This window comes from Bacillus cereus ATCC 14579, assembly GCF_000007825.1.
GTDB lineage: Bacteria > Bacillota > Bacilli > Bacillales > Bacillaceae_G > Bacillus_A > Bacillus_A cereus.
In genome coordinates this window covers 5152486-5178175 of record NC_004722.1, presented here as the reverse complement: position 1 = coordinate 5178175, position 25690 = coordinate 5152486, and the positions used below count along the sequence as shown (strand labels likewise).

The following is a 25690-nucleotide window of genomic DNA, read 5'->3' as shown; positions in this document are numbered from 1 at the left end:
TTATAGGAGGGTAATAGGACTTGCAAAAAATTATTCGATATATAATTTTGTTTTTTGCTGTAAGTATGTTTGGTATAGGGGCCCTATTTTTAAATCTTAATATTCTCTTAGTAGCAATTTGTGGTATGTTGATTCACAATTTATTATATTCTTGTGAAAAATTTAGTGAGAGAATTATATTTTTTGCTTTTAATAGTACCTTTTTTACTTTTTTAGTAGCTAGATTGGTAGTTAAGCCACTCTTTGGTTATTATGATAAATATAATAATAGCTATTATGGTTTAGATTTCGGTGATGAAAAGGTAATATGGAGTATTTTTATTAGTTTATTTTTCAGCTTGTTGTTTCTCTTTTTGGGATATGCATTAGTGAAGAATAACAGGGCTTATAAAGGTAAAAAGTCAAAGTTTTTTACTGAGAATAATATTAAAAATGTAGCTCTAGTAAGTAAATCATTATTTTACATTACCTATATTTTTAATGTTTTAGTGCTATGGGATAAAGCAAAATTTACAAATAATGTTGGTTATACTGAACTTTATGCTTCATACGCATCTTCATTTCCAGGATGGGTTATTAAATTAGCAGAAATGTGTCCGACCGCGTTATTTATATATCTAGGTACACTACCTACAAAAAAGAAATCCTTTATTCCTTTAGTTTTATATGTTCTATTAGGTTGTTTATCATTAGCGGTAGGACAGAGAAATAATTTTGTTCTAAATATATTGATAGTTCTAGTATATCTTTGCCTTCGAAATTATACTGATAAGAAGGAAAAATGGTTTGGAAAAAAAGAGATACTTGCTTGTATTTGTGCATTACCCTTTATGATTTTGTTATTAAATACAGTTTCATATTTACGTATGGATAGTTCAGTAGAGCATTCATTTTTAGATGGTATAATTGAATTCTTCTACGCTCAAGGTGTAAGTGTCAATTTGATTGGTTATGCTCAAACATTGGCTGGTCAACTGTCTGAGGGAAAAATATATACTATTGGTAGACTCATTGATTTTATTAATAGTAATGCTATAACTCAATTTTTGATAGATGTACCAAAATATGTTCCTCAGAGCCTGGATTCTGCATTATATGGTAATAACTTTGCGGAAAGTGTTTCATACATTTTAAGTCCTAAGAGATATTTGAACGGCTGGGGATATGGATCGAGCTATGTAGCTGAACTATATAAGGATTTTAGTTATTTCGGTATAATTATTGGGAACTTTATTTTAGGGATTATTTTAGGATGTATGAATAAATTGTTTAGGGCTGGTATCTTAGGAGCCTGGATGTGTCTATCTATGACTCGCTTATTACTCTATGCACCACGAGATACTTTTACATCATTTATTGTATCTACATTTAGTTTAATTAATATTTTAACTATATGTTTAATTTTATTAGGGACAATAATACTATCTGGTCAAAAGAAAAAAAGGGTTCAAACGACAACGTAGTTTCATTAGTTATGAATTTGTTGGATTTCATAGGAAAGAGGTTTAAAATGTTAATTTCTCTTATAGTTCCTATATATAATGTTGAAGGGTTCTTACCAAGATGCTTAGATAGCATTATAAAACAAGAATATCAAAATTTAGAAATTGTATTGGTAAATGACGGATCTACAGATCAGAGTGGATTGATTTGTGACCAATATGCAGAAAAAGATGAGCGTTTTATTGTCTTTCATAAAGAGAATGGAGGAGTTTCCTCTGCGAGAAATGTAGGATTGAATAAGGCAAATGGAAATTATATTGGTTTTGTAGATCCAGATGATTGGATAGAGCCAAATATGATTAATAAGCTATATGAATTAATTATTCAGCACAAAGCAGATATTGCTATGTGTGGCTATGTGAAAGAAGATATAAACGGATTACTAATAAGCAGGCCTGTTGAATTAAGTACAAAAATTTTAAATAAAGAAGACACATTAAATTCTATTCTTAATCCAAATGATTTTAGAGGTTTCTTATGTAATAAACTTTTTTCAGTAGATTTATTTCGTAAAAAAAATTTATATTTGGATGAGGATATACATTTTTGTGAAGATTTATTATTTTGTTGTCAAGCAATTTTAGAGTCTAAACAAATTGTATATGATTCAACTCCGTATTATCATTATATAATTCACAATAATAATGCTTCTAAATCAAATTTTAGTTTTAAAAAACTAACAGCCCTTAACTCTTTGGATAATATTATAAACTTACTTAATGATCAAAAGGGAATTGAATTAGAACAGTATAAAAACTACTATATGCATTTAAATATTAGTTTGTTAATGAATGGTATTCACGAAGATAAGATTAGAAGACAAGACAAAGAAAGATTGAAGAAAAATTTGTATAAATTTAAAATTAATGATTTAACGAGTAAATTTGTTAAGTTTTCTTGTGTGCTTGCTAGATTAAATCTTAATTTATATTATTTTATCTGGAAGAATGCTAAACCAAGTAACTAAAATTGTTAATATAGAAATGAAAATATAAATCTTGAATGGTAGTTCTTTAGAGGGCTACCATTTTTATAGTTTAAGAATTATATTTTAGTTTAAAGAGTTCGGCTGTTGTTTAGTTATATACGCTATTGCGTAGAATTAAAGAGGTAATAAAATGAACTATAAAGTGAAAAAATTTGCTCGTAATTTCTCTTATACATTTATTGCTAATATTTTGTCTATAATTATTTCCACAGTATTACTTTTAATCGTTCCTAGATTTATTGATGTTAGTAATTATGGATATTGGCAATTGTATATTTTTTATTCTTCATATATATCATATATGTCTTTAGGTTTAACAGATGGGGCGTATTTGCGTTATGGAGGTTGGGAATATAGCGACTTGCGTAAGCCCGTTTTTGTTTCACAGTATTGGTTTCTAGTTGTTTTTGATATTATTGCAAATTCTGCAATTTTATTATATTATATTTCGATTGCTACAGATACAAGTAAAACTATTGTCGTAGCATTAACTTGTTTAACTGGAGTATTAGTAGTCCCACGTTCATTATTGACATTTATGTTGCAAGCGACAAATCGAATTAAAGAGTTTTCAATCATAATTATTTTAGAGCGATCCATTTATTTTATATTAGTTATAGCTTTTTTAATGAATGGAGTTAAGGAGTTTGAATATCTTATTCTTGCGGATGTTATTGGGAAAATCTTTTCCGTAATTTATTCATTTTTTGTTTGTCGGGAGTTAGTGTTTGGGAAGTTTGAATCCATTAAGATGAGTGCCAAAGAGATATATGTAAATATATCTGTTGGGAGTAAATTATTATTTGCTAATTTTGCGAGCCTGCTTATTATTGGTATCGTACGCTTTTTTATTGAGCGTAATTGGAGTATTGAAATATTTGGTAAGATTTCATTAACTTTAAGTATCGCCAATATGTTGCTACTGTTCATTAATGCAATAGCAGTGGTTTTATTTCCTGCTTTACGTCGTACATCACAAGAAAATTTACCTTTTATTTACAAAACTATAAGAACTACAATTATGATACCGTTAGTAGGGTTGTTAGTTTTTTATTATCCAGCAAAAGTAATCCTATCAGCGTGGTTACCGCAATATGCTGATAGTTTAATTTATATGGCATTGTTATTTCCAATGTGTTTGTATGAAAGTAAAATGTTATTATTAATTAATACGTATTTGAAAACACTTCGTAAGGAAAAGTGGATGCTAATAATAAATTTAATTACGGTAGCAATGAGTTTATTATTAACGTGTCTAAGCGTGTTTGTATTCAATAGTTTGCACTTAACAATTTTATGTATAATATTCTTATTGGCATTTAGGTGTATTATTGCAGAAATTTATCTAGCAAGGTTCTTGGATATTGAAGTTAAGAAGGACATTATATTAGAGATAGTTATAACGATTATATTTATTATTATATCATGGTATTTAAGTGTTATATCAGCTGTATGCATCTATCTGGTAGTATATGTGATTTACTTAATGATTAAGAAAAATGATATAATATATTTGTGGAGTAATATAAAAATGCTCATGAAATCTAAATGATACATTTATTTTTATTAAAACTTTGACTGCAAAAAACTTCCTAAGGTTATTTCTAAGGAAACGTGGTAATACATTTTAATATATGTATTTTTAAAAATCAGATGCAGAGAACAGTGAATAAGTAGAAAGAAGGATAAAAAATGAAAAAGAAAATCCTATTTTGGATATTAGGAATTATAGGAATCCTAATTATAGGTGGAGGAGCTTATGCCTATAGTATATACTCTTCTGTCTCAAAAACATTAGATGAAGTTCATAAGCCATTGAAACGCGATAAAGATTCTAAAGGTACTGAAGAAGTGAAAATTAGCAAATCTGAACCCGTTTCAATTTTATTATTAGGGGTAGATGAACGTGGGAATGAAAAAGGTAGATCTGATTCTTTAATACTTATTACATTAAACCCTAAAAATAATTCTATGAAGACAGTGAGTATTCCACGTGATACATATACTGAAATTGTTGGAAAAGGAAAGAGTGATAAAATTAACCATGCCTACGCATTTGGTGGGGTAGACATGTCTGTAGCGACAGTAGAAAAATTCTTGAATGTTCCTATTAATTATTATATTGAAGTGAATATGGCAGGATTTAAGGATATTGTGGATGCAGTTGGTGGGGTAGATGTCAATAATGATTTAGAGTTTAAACAAGACAAGCATCATTTTGCTAAAGGAAATATTCATTTAACAGGTGATGAGGCACTATCATTCACACGTATGCGCTATGAAGACCCACGTGGTGACTTCGGACGTCAAATGCGTCAGCGCCAAGTGATGCAAGCTGTTATTAAGAAAGGCGCTACTTTCTCTTCTTTAACAAGTTATGGTGATGTGTTAACAGCAATTCAAAAAAATGTGAAGACAAACTTAACGCAAGATCAAATGTTTGATATGCAAAAGAATTATAAAAATTGTCTGGAAAACAGTGAAGATATTCAAATCCCAGGTGACGGTCACAAAGCCGCTGATGGTATTTGGTACTACTATGTCCCAGAGGCAGCAAAACAAGATTTAACGAATAAGTTAAGAGCGCATCTTGAAGTGACCAAGTAGTATGTAATAACCCAACTCCTTTGGAAGGAGTTGGGTTTATTTTTGCATGGATTTATATTAGTATTATATATTGTGAGATTAATAGATGAGGTGAATCGATGAATAAGAAAGCAGTACTTGTCCTTGTTATTTTTGTATTGTTTGTTGCTTCGATTGTGAGCGGTAAATTGTACTGGAATAAGAAGATTGCGAATGCAACAGGACAAACGAGTGAAGTAACGAAAACAAAGGATGAAGTGAAAGATAGCGGAGTGAAGAAAGAAGAGAAAAAGGAAGAGAAAAAACAAGATACGAAGTCATCTTTTAATGAAGCCTATGCGAAGAACTTGCCAGATGCAGTGAAAGAGAAGTTAAAGAAAGCTGCTGAGGATAAAAAGGCAGTAAATCTTGTTATTGTTGGTGATGAAGCTTCTTCATCTGAAAAAGGTGCTTGGGCAGCTAAGCTAACGGCTAATTTAGAAACTGCTTATGGTAAAGGTTTATGGAATGTGACTATAAAGGAATATAAGGGTGAAAGCACAGAAGAGTTAATCGCGAATAAGCGTGATAAAGAGATCGCGAAAGACAATCCAGATGTGATTTTATTTGAACCACCATTTATTACTGATAACGGTAAAACTGGTAATGGGAACTCTGTTGTGAATACACAGAAGTTTGTTCAAGCACTTTCTACTAGTGCAAAAGGCGCTACGATTATGATTCAACCATCAAATCCAGTGTATGGTGCGAAAAATTACCCGAAATCGATTGAAGCATTAAAACAATTTGCAACGCAAAATAATTATACATATATTGATCATTGGGGAGCATGGCCGGATGCTTCAACGAAAGCAATTTTACCATACCTACAAGAAGAATTTGGTTTCCCAAGTGCAAAAGGACATGATGTTTGGGCGAAACATGTAACTGATTATTTTGTAGCTAAGTAATGAAGGAGAGATAAAAGGTGTACGAGTTCCCGTATACCTTTTCCTTTTATAATTAAGATATCTGAAAATAGTAGGAGGAAAACAATGAATTCAATTTTAATCTGTGGTGGAGCTGGCTATATCGGTTCTCACGCTGTGAAAAAATTAGTAGACGAAGGTTTATCTGTAGTAGTAGTAGATAACTTACAAACTGGTCATGAAGATGCAATTACGGAAGGCGCGAAGTTTTATAATGGCGACCTTCGTGATAAATCATTTTTAAGGGATGTTTTTAAACAAGAAAATATTGAGGCGGTTATGCACTTTGCAGCTGATTCTTTAGTTGGAGTTAGTATGGAAAAGCCCCTTCAATATTATAATAACAATGTGTATGGTGCACTTTGTTTATTAGAGGTAATGGATGAGTTTAAGGTAGATAAGTTCATTTTCTCTTCTACTGCGGCAACGTATGGTGAGGTAGATGTTGATCTTATTACTGAAGAAACGATGACGAATCCAACGAATACGTATGGAGAGACGAAGTTAGCAATCGAGAAGATGCTTCATTGGTATAGCCAAGCTTCTAATTTACGTTATAAGATTTTCAGATACTTTAACGTGGCTGGTGCAACTCCAAATGGTATTATTGGAGAAGATCATCGCCCAGAGACACATTTAATTCCTCTTGTGTTGCAAGTGGCTTTAGGTCAACGTGAGAAGATTATGATGTTTGGTGATGATTATAATACACCAGACGGTACTTGTATCCGTGATTATATTCATGTTGAAGATTTAGTAGCGGCTCATTTCTTAGGGCTTAAAGACTTGCAGAATGGCGGAGAGAGTGATTTCTATAACTTAGGAAATGGTAATGGTTTCAGTGTAAAAGAAATCGTTGATGCAGTTCGTGAGGTTACAAATCATGAAATTCCTGCTGAGGTAGCACCGCGCCGTGCGGGCGATCCAGCACGTTTAGTTGCTTCTTCTAAGAAAGCGAAAGAGAAGCTAGGATGGGATCCTAAGTATGTAAATGTTAAGACAATCATTGAACATGCTTGGAATTGGCATCAAAAGCAACCGAATGGATATGCTAAATAAATATAATAAGTGAAAGAGAGGGTATCGTCGACAAAATATGTTCGACAATACCCTCTCTTTTTTTATAGGATTTTTGCTATACTAAACTGTACTATAATACATGATGGAAGGAGGAGAATGATGAAAATACTTGTGGTTGATGATGAATCGAGTATTCGTAATTTGATTCGGATGCAGTTGGAGATGGAAGGTTATGAAGTATTGGCAGCGGCTGACGGGAGAGAAGCTTTGGAGCGATGGAATGAAGGGCCAGATGTATTGATTTTGGATGTTATGCTTCCGGATACGGATGGGTATGAGTTGCTTCGTTTGTTCCGTGAGAGGGATAGGGATATTCCGGTGCTTATGTTAACGGCAAAGAGTCAGATGAATGATAAGTTGCTTGGCTTGCAGCTTGGTGCTGATGATTATGTGACGAAGCCGTTTAATTATGCGGAGCTTATTCTTCGGGTTAAGAATATGGCGCGGCGTGTAAAGAAGACGGAGGCCGCTGTAAGTCATGAAGTAATTGAGGCTGGAGAGATAGTGATTTGTCCTAAGGAAAGAAAGGTACATGTGAGTGGACAAGAGATTCAGTTAACGTACCGAGAGTTTAATTTATGTCAGTTGTTTGTTTCAAATCCGCAGCGTGTGTTTATGAGGGATGAGTTACTTGAGAAAGTATGGGGGTTTGAGTATATCGGAAATACGAGAGCAGTTGATATTATGGTGCAGAGACTTCGAAAGAAGCTTGGGACGAGCGGAGAATATATTAAGACAATTTATGGCGTTGGCTATAAACTGGATTGTTAAGTGGTGATGGTATGTCTTTAAAGCGAAATATGGTATTTGGAATAGTTGGGCTGTTAATTCCGATTTTTGTTCTTTTATATGCAGTTGTTTATATTACGTTAGAAAAGAATATGTATCATAACGCAGCAGATTCTTTAGAAAAGTTAAGTGTAGAAGCACAAATTTATACGATGAATTATTTAGAGAAGGAAGCAGAAGTGGATACGCTTGGTCCTAATTCACTTTTAATTGCGTCGTATTTAGCAAAGCGTATGGATGTCCGTGTGCAGATGATTGGGAAGAATGGCGATGTTGTTGCAGATACACAAAAAGGAGCATTGCTTCACCGTAACATCGACATTGAGAGTTCTTTGAAGGGGAAGAAGTCTTATGTTTTTGAGGAGGCGGATCCCGCTCCCATTCTTTTGTTTTCAAGCCCAGTATATTATGGAAACGATGTCATTGGAAGTATTCGTTTTATAAATGAGTTAACGGGTGAGAAGGAAGTTTTAACAAATGTGAGCTGGACTTTCTTAATGACGTCTCTTTGCCTAGTAGCTACCGGTATTTTCTTTGCAATTCGTTTGGCAAAGTCTCTTCATAAACCAATTGATCAGTTGAGACAAATGGCACAGAGGCTCGCGAATGGTGATTATAAGAGTAAGATTGAGTTAAATGAGTACGTGGAAATCGCTCAGCTTTCAGCATCTTTTAACGCGATGGCCGATGGAATTGAGCTGCATATTAAGCAATTGCAGGAGGAGAAAGAGAAGCAGAAAGATTTCCTAGACCGCATTACGCATGAGCTAAAAACACCGCTAACGGCAATTATCGGTTATGTTGATTTAATTCCGAAGTTACAATCGAAAGAAGATGTACAGGAAAGTCTTCGTTATGTATCTGTGGAAAGTGAGCGTTTATTATCACTTGTAGAGGAACTGCTTAAGTCTTCGAAATATGGGAAGAGTACGTTTGAAGTGTCTCCTACAGTTGTGAATATAAAGGAATTGGCAGAAGAAGCAGTTTCAATTGTGAAGCCTCGCCTAAATCAATTTGAAATTGAAGTGATAAATGAGTTAACGGATGTACATGTTGTTGCAGATTTTGATAAGACGAAGCAAATTTTCTTAAATGTGCTTGATAATGCAATTAAGTATAGTGATGCTTCGCACATTCGTATGAATGTAATTGTAAATGAGCATGAAGCGAAGGTTTTTGTTCATGATGATGGGATCGGTATAGATGAAGTGGTGCTTGCGGAGTGGAATGAGTCTCCGAAAGGAAAGGCACTTCCTTCTAGTTACGGGAATGGTTATGGTTTGTATATTTGTCAGGAGATTATGAGTAAGCAGGGCGGAAGCATGCGGATTGAGAGTAGTGAAGAAGTAGGTACTACAATATTCATTACATTTTTGCTTCCGAGAAGGATGGAAGACATAAAAAACTTGAAAGCGGTTAAATGATACATTTATGAAACAATTATGCGGTATTTTCGAAACAACGTTTTTTTATCTTGGAGGTAGGCAGAAATGAAAAGGCTATCATTTCAAATTCTTATGTTTGTCATTTGTATGATTGTTTCTCTTGTTTTGTTTTATGTTATGGAGAAGCAAATCTATAATCGAATCAACATTGTAAATGATAAACAAGCCGTTTTACAAAGGGTGAATGAATCTCTTCCAATTGAAGTGAAAGTAAGACATGAAAAGTGGGGAGAAATCGTTGTAACGGATGAAGTTCGTTTGCATACGATTGTTTCATTCTTTGACCGAATTCGAATAGAGCCTGAGGGCGTTAAGAGCCAAGAACAAGTATTTACTGGAGAAGTAACGTACTTGAATGGACATAAGCGTACTTTTGCAGTAGGTGACTTGTTCCAGTATGGGGAAAATGTATACGGAAAGAATGGCATGGATCCGATGATTTCAGCACTTCAAACGTATTTATTAAGCCTGTATTACACACCAGAGCGTATTAGTGATTTCTTTGCTTCAGCAAAGGATGTCGTAGTACGTCAAGGTGATGTGGTACGTACTATCAATCTTACGCACATACTTGATTCTATTCGATACGCAAAGCAAATTACAGATTATGGAGAAATTCAGAAGTTATTACAATCGCAGAATGAACCGATTGCTTATATTACAGCTTATAAAACAGGTAAGCGTGTAAAGAATGATCGTGAAGATATTCTTACGATTTCTGTGTATCCATCGTACTTTGTTGTGCAATATCTCGGTGATAATAACGGAAATGTCATGTATATGAAAGGCTCTCTAGCAGAGTTATTCGTAAAGGAGAATGCGTCATGAGAAAGATAGCCTTTTTCTTCTTTTTGCTAGTAATTGGAGGAGCGATGTCTAGTTGCTCTCGAGATACAACCTCTATTAAATATAGTAAAAATGGTCTCCCTATTTTGGATGATCGTCATATTGTTGCGTATGTGGCGGCTCGTGAGGAAGTTGGTGAAGCGTTACTTTCATCATTTTGTAAGCCGCGCGGATGTACGTATGAATTTATTCGTCTTTCAACAGAAGAACTTCTTCGTAGAGTGGAAGAAGAAGCTGGAAATCCGAAGGCGGATATTATTATTGGCGGTGCAGTAGATGCGCATCAAATGATGAAGCAGAAAAATCTTTCTATTCCTGTGATAAGCCAACATGCAAATCGTATTTCAAAAACTGTTAAAGATAAAGATGGTTATTGGTACGGTTATGAAGTGGAGAAGCTGGCAATTGCGATTAATAAAGAGCGGTGGAACGAGGAAATAGCGCCGCTCGGTCTCTCGTATCCGTTAAGATGGAAAGATTTATTGAATCCAGTATATAAGGGAAAGATTGTCATGCCCGATCCAAATGTTTCAGGTACAGCATATACGTTTTTCCAGTCACTTATTGATACGTTAGGTGAAGAGGAAGCGAAGGAATATGTGAAGAGTCTGGCAGAACAAGTTGGAGAAGTAACAGTGAATGGTTACATCCCAGCAGAACTTGTTGCGAGCGGTGAATATATGATAGGCATCAACTTTATGGGAGATCAGAGAATGCTTCAAAAACAAGGTTTTCCGATTTTAAGTAACGAACCTGAGCAAACAGGGTTATCTGTTAATGCGATTTCTAAACTAAAACGTGCACCGAGTGGTATTATTGCGGATTTATTTATTGATTATTGTTTATCAGAAGAAGCGGGGCATATTTTAGAAAAAGTGTCGTTTGGCGTACCAACGATGTTTGCGAAGAATGAGAAAGAAATAGAAGGACAGCCGGTTAGAAGGACGAACCTAAATATATCAAATAGCGGAATAATCGAGATATGGAATAGACAGCGTCTCTCTCTGAAGTGAGAAAAGGAGACGGAAATATATGTTTAAATGGCTCAAGCCAGCACCTGCAATTGAAAGATTGCCAGCGGATATGATCGATCATGTATATCGATTACTACGTATTCGTGTGTTAATCGGGATTTCAGTTGGATATGCTGCTTATTATTTAGTTCGTAGTAACTTTACGTTATCAAGTACGTATTTAGTACAAGAATATGGTTTTAGTACAGCTGAAATTGGTCTACTAGGCTCAGTAATGGCAATTGTTTATGGATTTAGTAAGTTCTTTATGGGGAATTTATCAGATAAAGCTTTCGCCCAGCGCTTTATCGCAGTCGGTTTATTCTTATCAGGGCTTGTAAATATTTGTTTCGGCTTTGCATCATCATTTGGGATGATTGTTACATTACTTGTTGTTAACGGTATTGTACAAGGTATGGGAGCACCACCTTGTAGTATTGTTATGACGAAATGGTTCTCGAAGAAAGAACGTGGTACGAAAACAGGTCTTTGGAATATTTCACATAACGTTGGTGGAATGCTTGTGCCACCACTTGTCGGAATTGGTGTAGGTATTTTCGGTGAAAATCATTGGCAAGGCGGCGTGTTTATTTTCCCTGCGATTATCGCAATGGTAATTGCAGTACTTGTTTGGATCAATGCGAAGGATACACCAGAATCTGAAGGTCTTCCTCCAATTGATGAGTATCGTAATGACTATGAAAATCTTGAAAAGGCAGATAATGCTAACAAGATGTCACCAAAAGAAATTTTAATGAAGTATGTAGTGAAAAATAAATTTGTATGGTTCTTATGTATTGCGAATGCTTTTGTTTATTTAATTCGTTTCGGTGTTATTAACTGGGTTCCACTTTATTTAACGACAGTTAAAGGATTTTCAAAAGCAGAAGCGCATGCGGCATATGCAATCTTTGAAGGTATGGCAATTCCAAGTTCATTAATCGTTGGTTTTTTAAGTGATAAATTATTTAAAGGAAAACGTATGCCATTATGTATTATTAGTATGGTTGGAGTTGTTATTGGTACGTTTATATATTGGCAAGCAACTAGCGTACTTGTTGTAAGTATTGCAGTTTCTATTATCGGTTGTTTAATTTATGTACCACAGTTCTTAATCGGTTTAAGTGCGATGGAATTAGTACCGAAATTTGCAGTAGGTACGACAGTTGGTATGTGTGGTCTATTCGGTTATGTAGGCGGAAGTCTTGTAGCTAACGCAGCAATTGGTGTTATTGTTGATAGTTCTGGCTGGGATGGTTGTTTCATCTTACTATTAACAGGAGCAATTTTATCAACAGTCTTCTTATTTATTGTTCAACGTGGACATGAGAGAAAAGATCCTAAAGTAGCATAATATTTTGTTTGAAAAAGCTATCCAATTGTGTGTGATTGGATAGCTTTTATATTAGAAAAAACAAACAGTATGTAAAATTGCAGTTTAATATATAAATGATTTTTGTTAATTAATATAATTTTTTTAGATTCCATAAACCAAATAGATACATGGTTATACCGAAAAATCCGCCAGCGCAACCCCAAAGCACAACATCAAATAAAGAAATAGAGATTTCTTCTGAACCTATATAGGGAAGGAGATAATTCATAAAAACAAACATTTGAAAGCCCCAAAGCACACCCGCTTTTAAGCCAGCTTTTCTTAATTTTTTCTTGTGTTGTAAATATTCTTCTTTTGTTGCACATTCAGTATCACTTAAACCTTTTTTCTTGAATTTAAAGGCTAAGTAATTAGCATAAATCATATTAGATAGAAAAATGAATATTGTCCCTATAGATATTGTGTGATTCATAGTATCAACAAGTAACATAATAAGCATTACCAACATATTTAACCACCACAAACCAATTCCAGCTACAGATAACTCTTTATTGATTTCTTGTTTTTGGTATTCATCTCTCTCACTTAGTGTTCCAACAAAACTATTATAAACTCTTTCTTTCCATTCAATTTTCATCATTTAATCTCCCTCCCAAAATAGACTGTTTAAATCTGTTTTTAGTGCTTTTGCTAATTCGATACATAAGGCTAAAGAAGGGTTATATTTATTGTTTTCAATTAAGTTTATTGTCTGTCTCGCTACGTTAACTTTTTTAGCTAATTCTAGCTGCGATAGATCTTCAGATTTTCGATATTGTTTAACGTTATTCAAATATAACCCTCCCATTGATGGTTGTAGACCTTGTGTACCAAAATGTCATTTATATGTGACATTTTATAATTGAATAGATGAAATGTCAAATATATATGACAAAATAGCGATGGTGCAATTAGGAAAATAATTTTAATGATTCATTTTGGAAAGAAATTTTGTTAATAAAGAATGGCTTCCATTCAATTAAAATTGCTCTTTTTCCTTTCCTTAAATCTATCTTAAAAGATATAATGTCATATTTCTAATCATTGGAATTTTTGTTACAATATAAATGGATGTGTAAAACTTTGTAAAAAGATTGTAATAATATACAGTTTATTTTCAGAAAGTTTTATACAATTTTTATATTAAACTATTAAGTTATAAAAAAGGAGCGGTAATATGTTACCAAATACGGTTCGTACTCCAAACAAGAAGAAGAAATGGATTATTATTGGGGTTATTGCACTAATTGTTATTGTAGCGGCAATTAATATTTTTGTTATGCAAGGTAAGAAGAAGGGTGCATCAACAAATGCTGATGCTGTAAGTTTTGAGAAAGTGACAGAGCGTAAGCTGAATAATACGAAGTTAATTTCTGGTCAGGTGAAGCCTAGTAATATTGAAAGCTTCTATGCAGATCCGGCCAAAGGGAAAGTGAAAGATATTGAGGTAAAAGAAGGGCAAGAGGTAGAGAAAGGCACGAAGTTATTCTCTTATGATAATGAAGAGATTAACCTTCAAATGAAGCAAGCTGAGCTTGATCAGAAGATGGCGGATATGCGTTATGATCAAGGGAAAAAGAAGATTGATTCGTTGAAGAAAGAAATTAAGAAGGCGAAAGATAGCGGAGCTGGGAAAGAAGTAACAGATCCGATGGACGAGCAAGTAAACGAGTTAGAGATAGGACAAAAAACAATTGACCTTGAGAAAGAAAAAGGAAAGTTGCAGAAAGAAGAGTTAAGTAAGAAGCAGAAAGAACTTACGATTTATAGCAATTTTGCTGGTGTTGTTCAAAAGTTAGACAAAGATGCGGCACAAAGTTCATCTCAAACGTTAGGTGGTCAAGGAAAAGCGTTTTTACAAGTAGCTTCTAAAGATCCATTCCAAGTTCAAGGTACGTTAACTGAGCTTCAAAAGTCACAAATTCAAAAAGATCAAACATTCACTGTAACTGCAAAAGCAAATAATAAGAAGAAGTGGACAGGTAAGATTACAGAGGTAAGTGAGTTCCCAACAAGTGCAGAGATGGCGCAAGCTGGCGGCATGGGTGAAGCAACTCAAAATATGTCTCAGTATACATATAAAGCTAGCCTTGATAGTCAAGATGGTTTATCTCCAGGTTATCACGTTTCTCTGCAAGTAAACTTAGAGAATAAGAAGATGATTGCTGTCCCAAGTAAGAGCATTGTAGCAAAAGGCGATGATGCATTTGTTTATGTTGAGGATAAAGGGAAGCTTCGTAAACAAAATGTGAAAAAAGGTTCTACTGATGGAGATTGGACAGAGGTTGTAGAAGGCGTAACAGTAGGGCAAAAGGTGGTTAAAAATCCTTCCGACGATGTGTATGACGGAATGGAAGTGAAAGAGAAATGATTACGTTAAATCATATTGCTAAAACGTATTATCAAGGAAAATTGGCAGTGCCGATTTTACACGGTATTAGTTTAACGATTCAGAGCGGTGAGTTCGTTTCGATTATGGGACCTTCTGGTTCTGGTAAGTCGACGCTTATGAATATTATCGGTTGTTTAGATCGTCCAACAGAAGGTGAATATATGCTGAATGATGTGAATATCTTAACAGCAGACGAGTCAAAGCTTGCTTTAATTCGTAATGAATATATCGGTTTTGTGTTTCAGCATTTTAATTTGCTGCCGCGTCTTTCCGCAGTGGAAAATGTTGAGCTTCCGCTCGTATATGGTGGCGTGAAGAAAGCGGAGCGTCGCAAGCGGGCTTTGGAGGCGTTAGGTAAAGTTGGATTGGCAGATCGCGTGCATCATTTACCAAATGAGTTATCAGGTGGACAGAAGCAGCGTGTAGCAATTGCAAGAGCGATTGCAAATAATCCAACGTTCATTATGGCCGATGAACCGACTGGTGCACTTGATACGAAGTCTGGTGAGCAAGTTATGGATATTTTCACGAAGCTTAATGCAGAAGGTACGACGATTGTTATGGTTACGCATGAAGAGGAAGTAGCAGCGTATTCTTCCCGCCGCATTGTACTGCGAGACGGGAAAGTTACAGAAGATAGAAGGTGTGCGGTATGAGTTTACTAGATAGTATAAAAATTGCCTTATCTTCTATTTTAGCTCATAAACTACGTTCTGCTCTTACGATGCTCGGTATTATTATCGGGGTAGGTTCGATTATTACTGTCGTTGCAATTGGGCAAGGCGGGGAAGCGATGTTGAAGTCGAAATTCGCAGGTTCTGGTGGTAATAACCTTATGCCAATTCAATTTAAAACAGATATTAATGATGAATTTGCTATAGGTGGATTTGAAATACCGAAGTTAACGGAAGAGGATATTTTGGAAGTAAAACAAGTGAAAGATGTTTCACACGTTATTACAACAAATTCGACAACAGAGACACTTGATGTAAATGATAAAAAAGCAAGGCTGAATGTTATTGGACTTGATAATGAATATTTTGCGGTTAATAAAGTAAAGGTTGTAAAGGGCCGCTCCTTAAATGAATCAGATATTTCTCACGCGAATAACGTTGTGATGATTAGCACAAAAACAGAGGAAACGTTATTTAAGGACGTAAACCCAGTTGGACAAATTATTGAGATGAAGGGACAGCCAATGCAAATTATTGGTGTGTATACATCAGATAATGAATTTATGGGATTTGAAATGGAAGAAGCGTTAATTCCTCTTACGTTATGGCCTGTTTTATACGGGACAGATGATATTCAAAATATCGCAATTCAAGCTAAAAATGTAGACAATTTAGAAGCAGCAGGGAAACGAGCTGTTGATGTATTAAATAGTCGTAAGCCAAGTGAAATCCCAGGTAAATATGAACTGGTGAATTTAAAAGAACTCCAAGAAAATGTTTCTAAAGTAACTAGCATCATGACGATGATTATCGGTGGTATCGCTGGTATTTCATTAGTCGTTGGTGGTATTGGTGTTATGAATATCATGCTCGTATCTGTAACGGAGCGTACGCGCGAAATTGGGATACGTAAAGCGCTTGGAGCAACGCGTAGTAAAATTTTATTACAGTTTTTAATTGAAGCTGTTATGTTAACACTTTTAGGTGGTTTAATCGGAATTGGTCTTGGGTATGGCGGAGCATATATCGTTTCTACATTCGCAAAATGGCCACCGCTCGTTTCGTGGGAAGTTGTCGTTGGAGGCGTACTGTTCTCGATGACACTCGGTATTATTTTCGGATTAATTCCAGCAAATAAAGCTGCGAAATTAGATCCAATTGAAGCATTGCGTTATGAGTAATTAATAGTGTAGTAGAACTACACATTACCGTTCTAGTGGGCGGTTCGTAGCCTCTATATGAGGAAGTGAACCGCCCGTTAGAACGGGTTATATAAATAGAAGGAGGCGTTATAATGGAAGCAAATATTAATACGCAAGATGTAGGCGTGAAGAAGCCATCATTATTAGGAATGATTACTTCTCCTGGAGTGCAGTTCGAAAGAATGAAAACGAGTAATGCAGTTTGGGGAGCGTTTTGGCTACTTGTTTTATTAGGTGGACTTATTGGGGGATTTGCTGCTTATGTATATTCTCTAACACCTGAAGCAATTGAGCTCAATAAGGAGTTAGGTGTTACTGTTTCAGCTGGAATGACATATGGTATGGGATTCGGTGTAGGTGCTCTTGGTATGGGATTTAGTTTCTTACTAAGTGCTGTAGTGTATAAAGTATTAATGGTGTTTATGAGCAATGATACTTCTTATAAAAAATTATTGGCGATTACTGTATATTCAAGTGTTATTTCATTAATTGGTGTATTAATAAATATAATTTTAGCTTATATTTTAGGTGGATCGGGTCAAGAAATGTACACTGGCCTAGGACCAATTTTCGCCTCGAGTAGTGGTGTTGTAAAAGGTATTGTAAGTAAATTTGAAGTGTTTACAATTTGGGGATATGTAGTTACATGGCTAGGTCTTCAAATTACAGCAGGTTTGACTAAAAAGCAGGCAACAATTATTACTATTGTTTTCTTTGTTTTAACTCTTGGAATCGGAGCTTTACAAGGTATGTTCCAATAAGGAAATAAGATAGAAAAGGTGGCTCTTCCAAGAGTCACCTTTTTTATTTTTACCCCTATTTCAAATACCACCAACAGAATTTCAAATTCTACATAGTGTAATTTCAAATTCCGTCGGTAGTATTTGAAATGACTCACAGTGAAATCTTTTCTTTATTTTTATATTGTGAAGGTACCGCGGAATACTAGAAAGGTATACCTTTTAGAAACGGGTACTGTGTGAAGCCAGCGACTTTTAAAGAGGCAGTTGTTTTGTATGAAGGGATGATTGTAAATCAAATAAAGAAATTAGGTATTCGTAAAGATTATGAAGAGTATTATCAATGTGGTTTAATCGGTCTTTGGCATGCGTATGAAAGATTTGATGAAAAGAAGGGGTATTTCCCTGCATATGCAGTTGTAACGGTGCGAGGTTATATATTAGAGAGATTGAAGAAAGAGTTCGCAGTGCAGGAGAGATGTGTATGTGTAGGAGAGTATGAGGATATCTTTCATTTTGAGGACGTTGAAATAAGAGTGAAGGATTTTATGAGCGTGTTAGATGAGAAGGAGAAGTATATTATTTTTGAACGTTTTTTTGTAGGGAAGACGATGGGAGAAATCGCTTTAGAGACGGAAATGACATATTATCAAGTAAGATGGATGTATCGGCAAGCACTCGAGAAAATGCGAGATAGTGTAAAAGGATAAAAATAGAAAATAGAATGGAAGGTAAGGTAAGGAAATACTACCTTCCATTCTATTTGTTATTAAGGTGATGAATCTTGCATGTTCATTTGGGATAATACATATCCAGCTTTCCATAATTGCTGGCTTAACTTATGGGGACTAATTTGTATCGTTACGGTAGCTCCGTTTGAAAAATGAATTTTAGCTCGTTTAGCTTTTTTGAAAAACTCTATTGTATGAACATGTTTGAAGAAAAGCCAAATACAATTTGGAGAAGCAGGAGATTCTGTTGGGAAAGCACAAATATATTCTCTATGATTGATCGGAATTGGAACGTTTTGTTTAAATTTAAATTTTGTTTTTACAGCATTACGTCTCCCTTGATAAGTAGAATGAATATTTGTTAGACAAGATTTCTGTATAAGTTGGAGAGCAGTTTGACAGGAGTAAAGATGGTTTCCGCTACTGTCGATAAGTTTTGTACGATAATAAGGGTGATTGTATGGAACAAGCATCATAGTAGAACTAGAAATAATAATGTTATTTTCATCATTCATGATTTTAAGTCCTCCCTTATGAAATTAACATTTCGAATATAATTATATACGGAATAAGTAAATTAAGTGTTAATATTTTGTTTTGTATTGTAAATTTTGGCTATTCGTTTACAATCAATAGGTGATAGTCTTTCTAATTTGCATCGCTTGTACATATATATGAAAATAGAAAAGAGTAGGCGGTGATATAGTATGAAGAAAAAGTATATTATTATGGCTTTAGTTGTCGTTCTCCTAGTATATTTAGCAAACAGTAATCCGAGTAAGGGCGAATATACAGAATGGGCAGCGAAGCAGTTTATGAAGCGTAATGATGTGAGTAAGAAGCTAGATGAAGTTCAAAAAGAGAATGAAGAGGGTCTCCTTGGCGACTTGGCATCGGCCGGTAAAAAGTTAGCGAAAAAGTATGTTGAGCCACAAGTTGGGTTATTAATTGATCATTATACGAAGCGAAATGATTATATATTCTTCTCAACATATACGACTGAGTTTGATATAGGTGAAGAACATTATAAGTACGTATGCGTCGGTTTCTCAAAGATTTTTATTCCGATTGAAATGCCGAAGAAAAAAGACGAATCTGCAAAATGATGCAGATTCGTCTTTTTCATTTTATAGAGTAATTGGAACTTCAGATACATTTTTTTCTACAAGGCGAGCTCCCTTTTTTCGTGTATTTTCATCAATGGATGAAAATACAGATGAGGCGAGGATTGTATCCATTACTTGATTTACGACTTGTGCATCGATTGGTGTGATGGGCGTATCGATAGAAAAAACGACTGTTTTTCCATCTTCTTTTGCGAAAATCAACTCTAGTACTTGCATGTGTTATTCCCTCCTTTGTATTTATCAAGCTATTTATGGGATTTGGGTCTGCCGGTTAAATTGCGGTCTAATACTCAGCGGGGATGAATAAAATCCCCACTGATCCGAGTTTTACTTTATAGTTTAGAAAGATCTGATGTGCTTACAAGTTGTACAGCGTGAAGTGGTGATGCTTGTAAGGAAGCTAGAGCATGAGCTACGTTGTGTACTTGATCTAAGCTCGCATTTGTTTTAACACGTTTAAATTGTTTGTTCTTGAAAACTGTTTTGCCGTTCTTATCTAATCCGTTATTTAAGACAAGACGTAAAGTTAAATCCATTACGATTGTTTCAATTGCCATGTGTATCACCTCCTTTCACTTTATAAATAGGGTACAAATGTCATGTTTTGGCGTGAAATTTTTTCTTTTTTTTGGTACCCTTAAAAGATTAAGAGAGGAGAATTCTGGATAATGAATCGTAAATGGTTATTTTGGATTCCTGTATTACTATGGATGGGGCTGATTTTCTATTCTTCGGCACAACCATATAAAAAGCAGGATATGCGTTCAGATATTGAACAATATGTAAATGTTGAATTTGTGAAAGAGCATTTTTCATGGGTATCTATTGATTATGGTGGAGGAACCCCTGTTAGTATTGCGAATAAAGGTGTAGGCGGATTTATTGAGTTTTTCCTTCGTAAAGGTGCTCATTTTATGGTGTTCTTTATGCTAGGTTCATTGATTTATTACGCTTTTCATCGATCAGGTCATTCGAGGAAAAGATGTTTTATATATGCCCTTCTTTTCGTTGCGGGTTATGCAACATTTGATGAAATTCACCAATGGTATACGGGAGACCGCACACCAATGTGGCAAGATTCATTGCTTGATACGTGCGGCGGATTAACGGGAATTATAATAAGTAATTGGTTTTGGAATAGAAAAAAGCGCTAATCTCAAATGAGATTAGCGCTTTTTTTTGCGGGGAGTAAAACCTCCACTGATTAAAGTTTCACTTTATACACCAAGTAATTCTTTTAGTTCGTCTGTTGATAGTTCAGTCATCCAGCTATCGCTTGTGATGACCGCATTGTTTAGAGATTGTTTTCTTTCTAGCATTTCATCAATTTTTTCTTCTAATGTTCCTGTTGTAATGAGTTTGTGAACATGAACAAATCGTTTTTGACCAATGCGATATGCGCGGTCTGTTGCTTGATTTTCCACAGCTGGGTTCCACCAACGATCGTAGTGAATGACATGGTTGGCAGCGGTTAAGTTTAATCCTGTTCCGCCAGCTTTTAAGGATAAGATGAAAATGTCATACGTTCCGTTTTGGAACTCCTCAATCATCTTGTCGCGATCTTTTTTCGGCACACTACCGTTTAAGAAGAGGACACGCTGGCCGAATTTTTCTTCTAGCACACGTTTTAGCATGTTCCCCATGCCGATGTATTGAGTGAAGATTAGGCAACTTTCATTTTGATCTTTTATATTTTCGATGAGCTCTATTAACGTTTTTGTTTTCATAGAGCGTTCAACGACATTTTGTGGCTCTTCTTCTTTTAAATAAAGAGCTGGATGATTACAAATTTGTTTTAGCTTGTTCAGCATAAGTAATATAAAGCCGCGTCTTTCAATTCCACTTAATCCTTCGACATTTTGCAGTGTATCTTGAACAAGTTGTTCATATAAGGAAGCTTGTTCACCAGTAAGAGGACAGTAAGCTTTTTGTTCTTGTTTATCTGGTAAATTTAATGCGACCGTTTGATCTTTCTTCGTTCGGCGCAGTAAAAATGGTGAGATAAACCGTTGAACTTGCTGGATTTTTCCTTCATCACGATCTTTTTCAATCGGTGTGACGAAGCGACGTTGGAATTGCCCTAAGCTTCCGAGATATCCATGATTAATAAAGTCGAAAATGGACCAAAGTTCAGCAAGGCGATTTTCCATCGGCGTACCAGTTAAAGCGATTTTGTGATTTGCTTGTAAGTTTCGTACTGCTTTCGACTGTTTCGTATGTGGGTTCTTAATATTTTGTGCTTCATCCAAAATAACAGCATCCCAGCATAATGAAGTTAGTTCTTCCTCATCGAGTTGAGCCAATGCATAAGATGTTAATACAACATCTGCTGATTGAAGGAAATCTTCAAAAGAATTGCCCTTATCTCTATTACTTCCGTAATGTAATTGAACACGTAAATTCGGTGCGAAACGCTCAAATTCTTTTTGCCAATTTCCAAGAACAGATGTCGGCGCTACGATTAATGCAGGGCCTGTTTTGAGATTATTTTCTTTTATATATAGTAAGTAAGAGATTGTTTGAATACTTTTCCCGAGTCCCATATCGTCAGCTAGCAATGCTCCAAATCCAAGCTTTCGTAAATATAATAACCATTCAATGCCGTGTTGTTGATACGGACGAAGTGTTGCGTTTAGTGAAGTAGGGACATCTACTTTTGGAATATCTCCAATATGAAGCAGCTTTTGGAATAGTTCCTCATAATATCCATCTAGTTCAATTTCAATATCAGTAAACGGACTATCATCTTCTACAATTTCTGTTTCAGCCGTATTTGATAAATGTTGCTGCAGGACATCTTTCATCTCTAGTCCGTATTTATCGGCACGGTTCATGAGTTTCCTTACTTCTTCGATAAAGGCTGGATCTAGTCGCATCCATTGACCGTTTATATTAAATAGACGTTTGTTTTGTTCAACGAGTTCAAAAAATTCGCTTTCTGATAAATCAATGCCGTTCGTCGAAATTCGCCAGTCAAAATTAACGAGCGTATTCATACCGAAGAACGATTGTGTTTGTACTGTATTTTGCTTCAGCTGGACACGTAATTTCGGTTTTGTTGCTTTTAAATTTTGCCACCATGATGGTAGTAAAATTGTAATGCCGGCTGCAAGTAATTCATTGCTTGCTTCTGTTAAGAAGTTCCAAGCTTCTGTTTCAAAGAGCTCATTTCGGAATGTATCTCCTTCTTTTAACCACGGTATGAGCTTACTAAAACCTTCTTGTGTTTCTGTAATCCGTTCTTCGTAATCGTGCCATCTTTTCGGTAAGGAATCGATGTTTTCATATACATATATGCGATGCGCCCCGCGCTTTGGTGTCACGATTGTTTCAAGTTTCCACATTTCAAATTCTTCTTGTGGTTCTTGCAGTCTTAGTCCGATTGTAAACGGAAGATCATCTTCAATATAACCAATTTTTCGAAGCCAATCTTCTTCATGTAGTGCTGTTTCCAATTGTCTTTTCGTAAAGTCGTAATGTTCATATAGTCTTTTAGCATCTTCCCAGCCGTCATTTGAGCGATTATCTTGTAATATGCTTTCATTAACTGCTGCTGAGAAAAGAGATGCTAATGTGTCATCTTCAATTGGCGTATTTTGAACTTTCCAAGATGGTTGTTTGGGCCAGTGCTCGATATCTGGTACGAAGCTACCACTCGTAAAGGCATCCCATAATTCATTTGCATCTTTTGTAAGTGCTGTAATAGGGCCGTTCAGTTGAATATGTGCAAAGGAATTCATCGGTTTGTTTGCAATGTATTCAAAGGCTTGTGCATTTGTTAGTAGCACACCTTGTTTTCCTTCGAAGTTTGCTTCTTTTAGAAACGTACCGTAGAAAGAAGTGGAGTGCCATGTGAATGCATGTCGTTTCCAACTTGTTACGGATAATGGAGTACCGCTGTCATCTTCTCCCCAAAGGAACCAACCTTGACTAACATGCTGGAGCCTAATTGTTACTTCAGTTTGATTGATCATCGATTAATTTTCCTTTCCGTAATTCCTCTTGTAGTGCACGCAGACGTGAATGGAGATTGGCGATGTGAATAATGAAAGCATCCCATTCATCGGTGCGTTTTAATCGTTTATATAATGTACGTAATTTCTTTAAGTAACGAACTGCGCGTCTATATGATTTACGATTTCGTTCTTCAATTGCCTCTACAGCAGCAAGATGATAAAGAGGAAGTGCTGCTTCTGGCGCTTCTTTTTCAATATCTTTCAGTGGTTCTTTTAACAGTTCAATTGCTTCAAACCCATATAAGAGATGAAGCTCTGCCCATGTACGATACTGTTTTTTCGCGAGTACGTACTGTTCATAGTTTGTGAAACTATACGGTAATAGTTCCTGCAAGATCATTTCAAAACCAGCTTGTTCATTTGTATGTGTTGCGTATGTTTCATACATGATTACAAATAGCCGAACGATATCTTTTATGAAAATCGTATTTTCGTGATCTTGGATCGTTTTCTTTACTTGTTTATACGTAAAGGAAAGCCAGTTTTTCGCACGATCCCACTGCATGGCACTTAATAGTTCTTCTAACCAATAGAAGTATAGACTCACAACAGAAGCAGGTTGTTTCTTTAGTAAGTCCATCGCTAGTAGATCTTCTTCATTTAAAAAGAGAAGGTGAGAAGACGCTAATGCTTTAGATAGTGGATTAATTTTCGTATCGATTCGTTTTTCTTCCTCTTGCATTTTCTCTTTATTGTTTAAAAGTTCACTCCATATGTGGCGATAAATGAAAAATCGCTCTTGCGTATAAGCGTCGGTAGAGAAGAATACTTCATGAACAAGACGAGCTGTTTCTTGCAAAATTATTTCAGATTCTGAAGGAATCGCTTCTGATTGTAAGTCCCGAACGATGGATTCCACTTTATCTACAAATAGGCGAACGACATTAACAGGTTGGTGATAAGAATACGTTTTGTTTGCTTCGAATGCCTGAATTTCTTCTAATAATTTTTGAAAGCAGTAAAGTGCTGCATGTAACCTGAATAATTCATGTATGGCGATGACGCGCGGAGCTTTCCGCTCAAGTTTCGTATAGAAATCTGTAAAGATACTCATAAGAAAATACATTTGTTTATAAGTAAGGCGAGCTTGTTCTTTTTTAAATGATTCATATTCTTTTTCAAAATATGATTCCCAACTTTTATAATCCGTTTCTTCAAAAGCTGATGATTGCAATACTTGTCTTGCAGTTCGAATAGGAGGAAGGGAAGGTTTCATATTATTTTTAAATAAAGTTAATACATCTCCTACTTGCCCGAAACTAGACGCTGCAGATAGTAATACAGCGAGCATATGCTCACATTGTGTTGGTGCGAAGCAATCACAATAACTTTCAGCGACATTACGAATCGGAATATGAACGCTATATACGTTGCCTTCCGCATCTACAGTTCCTGATAGTGTATAACCATCAAAGTCAACGTTGTAGACAACACCACTACGATATAGGTGCCGAGCTGTAGCGACATGTTCCTGATCAGCTGTTTGCTGTGGATCTAGTCCTTGAACGAACTCATTCGCAATCATCATAATTTCATCTTTCGTAATTGAGTGTTGCAGCATAATATTCCTCCGTACACATATTTCTTTCCTTTACCATTATAAACAAAAAATGCTCAAAACAGAAAAAATGAAATTTGGATTACATAACTTGAAAATCATGGTAATATATAAAATGTTAATTTCATATATAAATATATATGTATAGGAGGAGAAATGATTTGTCAGATTTACACACGAAGTTAGGTAGTGGAATGAATAAGTTACAAGAAGGAATAGAACAAGGGAAAATGAAGTTGCAAGTTGCACAAGAAATTGCTCAATTGAAAAAGGGAATGCAAGTGCAAATGCAGAAAAAAGCAGAGGTTCTATTAGAGGTTGGACAGCAAGTGTATGTTCAATTAAGAGGAAGTGGAGTAAATGAAGCGAGCTTAAAAGAAATGATTGCTCCAGTTCAAGAATTTGATGTAGCTATTTATCAAGCAAGAAAGCGCATTGTTGAATTGCAAAAACAACAAGGTGAAAAAGCTACATGTGAATGTGGTGGACCTTTATCAATAAATGATAAGTTTTGTGGTTCGTGTGGAAAGCCTAACCCGATGTTAACAGTAGAAAATGAAGGTGAAACGGTAAATTGTATTTCATGTAATGAGCATATCGATAAAAACTCTACTTACTGTCCAGTTTGTGGAATTAAGCAAAGTGGGGAGTGAATTA

General features: G+C 35.3%; 26 protein-coding genes. 19 read left to right on the top strand and 7 right to left on the bottom strand.

Annotation, left to right across the window (positions count from 1 at the left end; genetic code table 11):
* Nucleotides 1-20: 20 nt before the first annotated feature.
* The 11 genes from BC_RS26265 to BC_RS26215 all read left to right on the top strand — a co-directional run bounded on the left by BC_RS26265 (nt 21) and on the right by BC_RS26215 (nt 12572).
* Nucleotides 21-1463: an O-antigen polysaccharide polymerase Wzy family protein gene (locus tag BC_RS26265; protein WP_001169436.1), complete on the top strand. Its 1443-nt coding sequence runs from the start codon at nt 21-23 to the stop codon at nt 1461-1463.
* Nucleotides 1464-1510: 47 nt separating this feature from the next.
* Nucleotides 1511-2470 carry a glycosyltransferase gene (locus tag BC_RS26260; RefSeq protein WP_000908873.1) on the top strand — a complete coding sequence of 320 codons (960 nt, stop codon included), beginning with the start codon at nt 1511-1513 and terminating at the stop codon, nt 2468-2470.
* A 151-nt stretch (nt 2471-2621) separates the two neighbouring features.
* On the top strand, nt 2622-4043 hold the full coding sequence (locus BC_RS26255) for a lipopolysaccharide biosynthesis protein (RefSeq protein ID WP_001108298.1): 1422 nt from the start codon (nt 2622-2624) through the stop codon (nt 4041-4043).
* Between the two features lie 140 nt (nt 4044-4183).
* Nucleotides 4184-5098 (top strand): LytR family transcriptional regulator, encoded by a 915-nt coding sequence (locus BC_RS26250; protein ID WP_000727039.1) that lies wholly within the window; start codon nt 4184-4186, stop codon nt 5096-5098.
* Nucleotides 5099-5196: 98 nt separating this feature from the next.
* Nucleotides 5197-6027 carry an SGNH/GDSL hydrolase family protein gene (locus BC_RS26245; protein WP_001034173.1) on the top strand — a complete coding sequence of 277 codons (831 nt, stop codon included), beginning with the start codon at nt 5197-5199 and terminating at the stop codon, nt 6025-6027.
* An 84-nt stretch (nt 6028-6111) separates the two neighbouring features.
* Nucleotides 6112-7104 carry a UDP-glucose 4-epimerase GalE gene (galE, locus tag BC_RS26240; protein WP_001084657.1) on the top strand — a complete coding sequence of 331 codons (993 nt, stop codon included), beginning with the start codon at nt 6112-6114 and terminating at the stop codon, nt 7102-7104.
* 120 nt (nt 7105-7224) lie between these two features.
* Entirely contained in the window at nt 7225-7896 is a 672-nt protein-coding gene (locus tag BC_RS26235) for a response regulator transcription factor (protein ID WP_000699553.1), read from the top strand.
* A gap of 11 nt (nt 7897-7907) precedes the next feature.
* On the top strand, nt 7908-9338 hold the full coding sequence (locus tag BC_RS26230; protein ID WP_000054029.1) for a HAMP domain-containing sensor histidine kinase: 1431 nt from the start codon (nt 7908-7910) through the stop codon (nt 9336-9338).
* Nucleotides 9339-9404: 66 nt separating this feature from the next.
* On the top strand, nt 9405-10187 hold the full coding sequence (locus BC_RS26225; protein WP_000826618.1) for a DUF3919 family protein: 783 nt from the start codon (nt 9405-9407) through the stop codon (nt 10185-10187).
* The gene (locus tag BC_RS26220; RefSeq protein ID WP_001225637.1) at nt 10184-11218 is read left to right on the top strand and encodes an ABC transporter substrate-binding protein; all 1035 of its coding nucleotides are present in this window, start codon (nt 10184-10186) and stop codon (nt 11216-11218) included. Before BC_RS26225 ends, BC_RS26220 begins: the two co-directional genes overlap by 4 nt.
* Nucleotides 11219-11237: 19 nt before the next feature.
* The gene (locus BC_RS26215) at nt 11238-12572 is read left to right on the top strand and encodes an MFS transporter (protein ID WP_000477575.1); all 1335 of its coding nucleotides are present in this window, start codon (nt 11238-11240) and stop codon (nt 12570-12572) included.
* Nucleotides 12573-12681: 109 nt separating this feature from the next.
* Here the strand turns inward: BC_RS26215 and BC_RS26210 are convergent, their stop codons facing one another.
* Both BC_RS26210 and BC_RS26205 read right to left on the bottom strand, forming a co-directional pair.
* A complete protein-coding gene (locus BC_RS26210) occupies nt 12682-13194 on the bottom strand; it encodes a DUF3278 domain-containing protein (RefSeq protein WP_000975592.1) in 513 nt (170 codons plus the stop codon).
* Nucleotides 13195-13386 (bottom strand): helix-turn-helix transcriptional regulator, encoded by a 192-nt coding sequence (locus BC_RS26205; protein WP_001067011.1) that lies wholly within the window; start codon nt 13384-13386, stop codon nt 13195-13197.
* Nucleotides 13387-13770: 384 nt separating this feature from the next.
* Here BC_RS26205 and BC_RS26200 point away from each other — a divergent pair, with 384 nt between their 5' ends.
* From BC_RS26200 to BC_RS26180, 5 genes are all read left to right on the top strand, one after another.
* Entirely contained in the window at nt 13771-14964 is a 1194-nt protein-coding gene (locus tag BC_RS26200; RefSeq protein ID WP_000937330.1) for an efflux RND transporter periplasmic adaptor subunit, read from the top strand.
* Nucleotides 14961-15641, top strand: a complete 681-nt coding sequence (locus BC_RS26195; protein ID WP_000631603.1) for an ABC transporter ATP-binding protein — start codon at nt 14961-14963, stop codon at nt 15639-15641. The genes BC_RS26200 and BC_RS26195 overlap by 4 nt, the downstream gene beginning before the upstream one ends.
* Nucleotides 15638-16840: an ABC transporter permease gene (locus tag BC_RS26190; protein WP_000054370.1), complete on the top strand. Its 1203-nt coding sequence runs from the start codon at nt 15638-15640 to the stop codon at nt 16838-16840. The genes BC_RS26195 and BC_RS26190 overlap by 4 nt, the downstream gene beginning before the upstream one ends.
* Nucleotides 16841-16953: 113 nt before the next feature.
* On the top strand, nt 16954-17622 hold the full coding sequence (locus BC_RS26185) for a Yip1 family protein (RefSeq protein WP_000387932.1): 669 nt from the start codon (nt 16954-16956) through the stop codon (nt 17620-17622).
* A gap of 218 nt (nt 17623-17840) precedes the next feature.
* The gene (locus tag BC_RS26180) at nt 17841-18311 is read left to right on the top strand and encodes a sigma-70 family RNA polymerase sigma factor (protein WP_002025078.1); all 471 of its coding nucleotides are present in this window, start codon (nt 17841-17843) and stop codon (nt 18309-18311) included.
* Nucleotides 18312-18370: 59 nt separating this feature from the next.
* Here the strand turns inward: BC_RS26180 and BC_RS26175 are convergent, their stop codons facing one another.
* Nucleotides 18371-18847 (bottom strand): competence protein ComK, encoded by a 477-nt coding sequence (locus BC_RS26175; RefSeq protein WP_000997461.1) that lies wholly within the window; start codon nt 18845-18847, stop codon nt 18371-18373.
* A 192-nt stretch (nt 18848-19039) separates the two neighbouring features.
* Between BC_RS26175 and BC_RS26170 the strand changes: the two genes are divergently transcribed.
* Nucleotides 19040-19438 carry a DUF4359 domain-containing protein gene (locus tag BC_RS26170; RefSeq protein WP_000731405.1) on the top strand — a complete coding sequence of 133 codons (399 nt, stop codon included), beginning with the start codon at nt 19040-19042 and terminating at the stop codon, nt 19436-19438.
* Nucleotides 19439-19459: 21 nt separating this feature from the next.
* Here BC_RS26170 and BC_RS26165 read toward each other — a convergent pair whose 3' ends face one another.
* Nucleotides 19460-19675: a DUF2922 domain-containing protein gene (locus tag BC_RS26165; RefSeq protein WP_001197593.1), complete on the bottom strand. Its 216-nt coding sequence runs from the start codon at nt 19673-19675 to the stop codon at nt 19460-19462.
* A 116-nt stretch (nt 19676-19791) separates the two neighbouring features.
* Nucleotides 19792-20016 carry a DUF1659 domain-containing protein gene (locus BC_RS26160; RefSeq protein WP_000963857.1) on the bottom strand — a complete coding sequence of 75 codons (225 nt, stop codon included), beginning with the start codon at nt 20014-20016 and terminating at the stop codon, nt 19792-19794.
* A 111-nt stretch (nt 20017-20127) separates the two neighbouring features.
* Between BC_RS26160 and BC_RS26155 the strand changes: the two genes are divergently transcribed.
* Nucleotides 20128-20613 (top strand): VanZ family protein, encoded by a 486-nt coding sequence (locus BC_RS26155; RefSeq protein ID WP_001080707.1) that lies wholly within the window; start codon nt 20128-20130, stop codon nt 20611-20613.
* Nucleotides 20614-20676: 63 nt separating this feature from the next.
* Here BC_RS26155 and BC_RS26150 read toward each other — a convergent pair whose 3' ends face one another.
* Nucleotides 20677-23433, bottom strand: coding sequence for a DEAD/DEAH box helicase (locus BC_RS26150; protein ID WP_000610098.1), 2757 nt, complete (start codon nt 23431-23433; stop codon nt 20677-20679).
* Complete coding sequence (locus BC_RS26145) at nt 23417-25036, bottom strand: SWIM zinc finger family protein (RefSeq protein WP_000939127.1); 1620 nt, start codon at nt 25034-25036, stop codon at nt 23417-23419. Before BC_RS26145 ends, BC_RS26150 begins: the two co-directional genes overlap by 17 nt.
* Nucleotides 25037-25194: 158 nt before the next feature.
* On the opposite strand from BC_RS26145, the gene BC_RS26140 reads away from it, so the two are divergent.
* Nucleotides 25195-25686, top strand: coding sequence for a zinc ribbon domain-containing protein (locus BC_RS26140; RefSeq protein ID WP_001281394.1), 492 nt, complete (start codon nt 25195-25197; stop codon nt 25684-25686).
* Nucleotides 25687-25690: the final 4 nt, after the last annotated feature.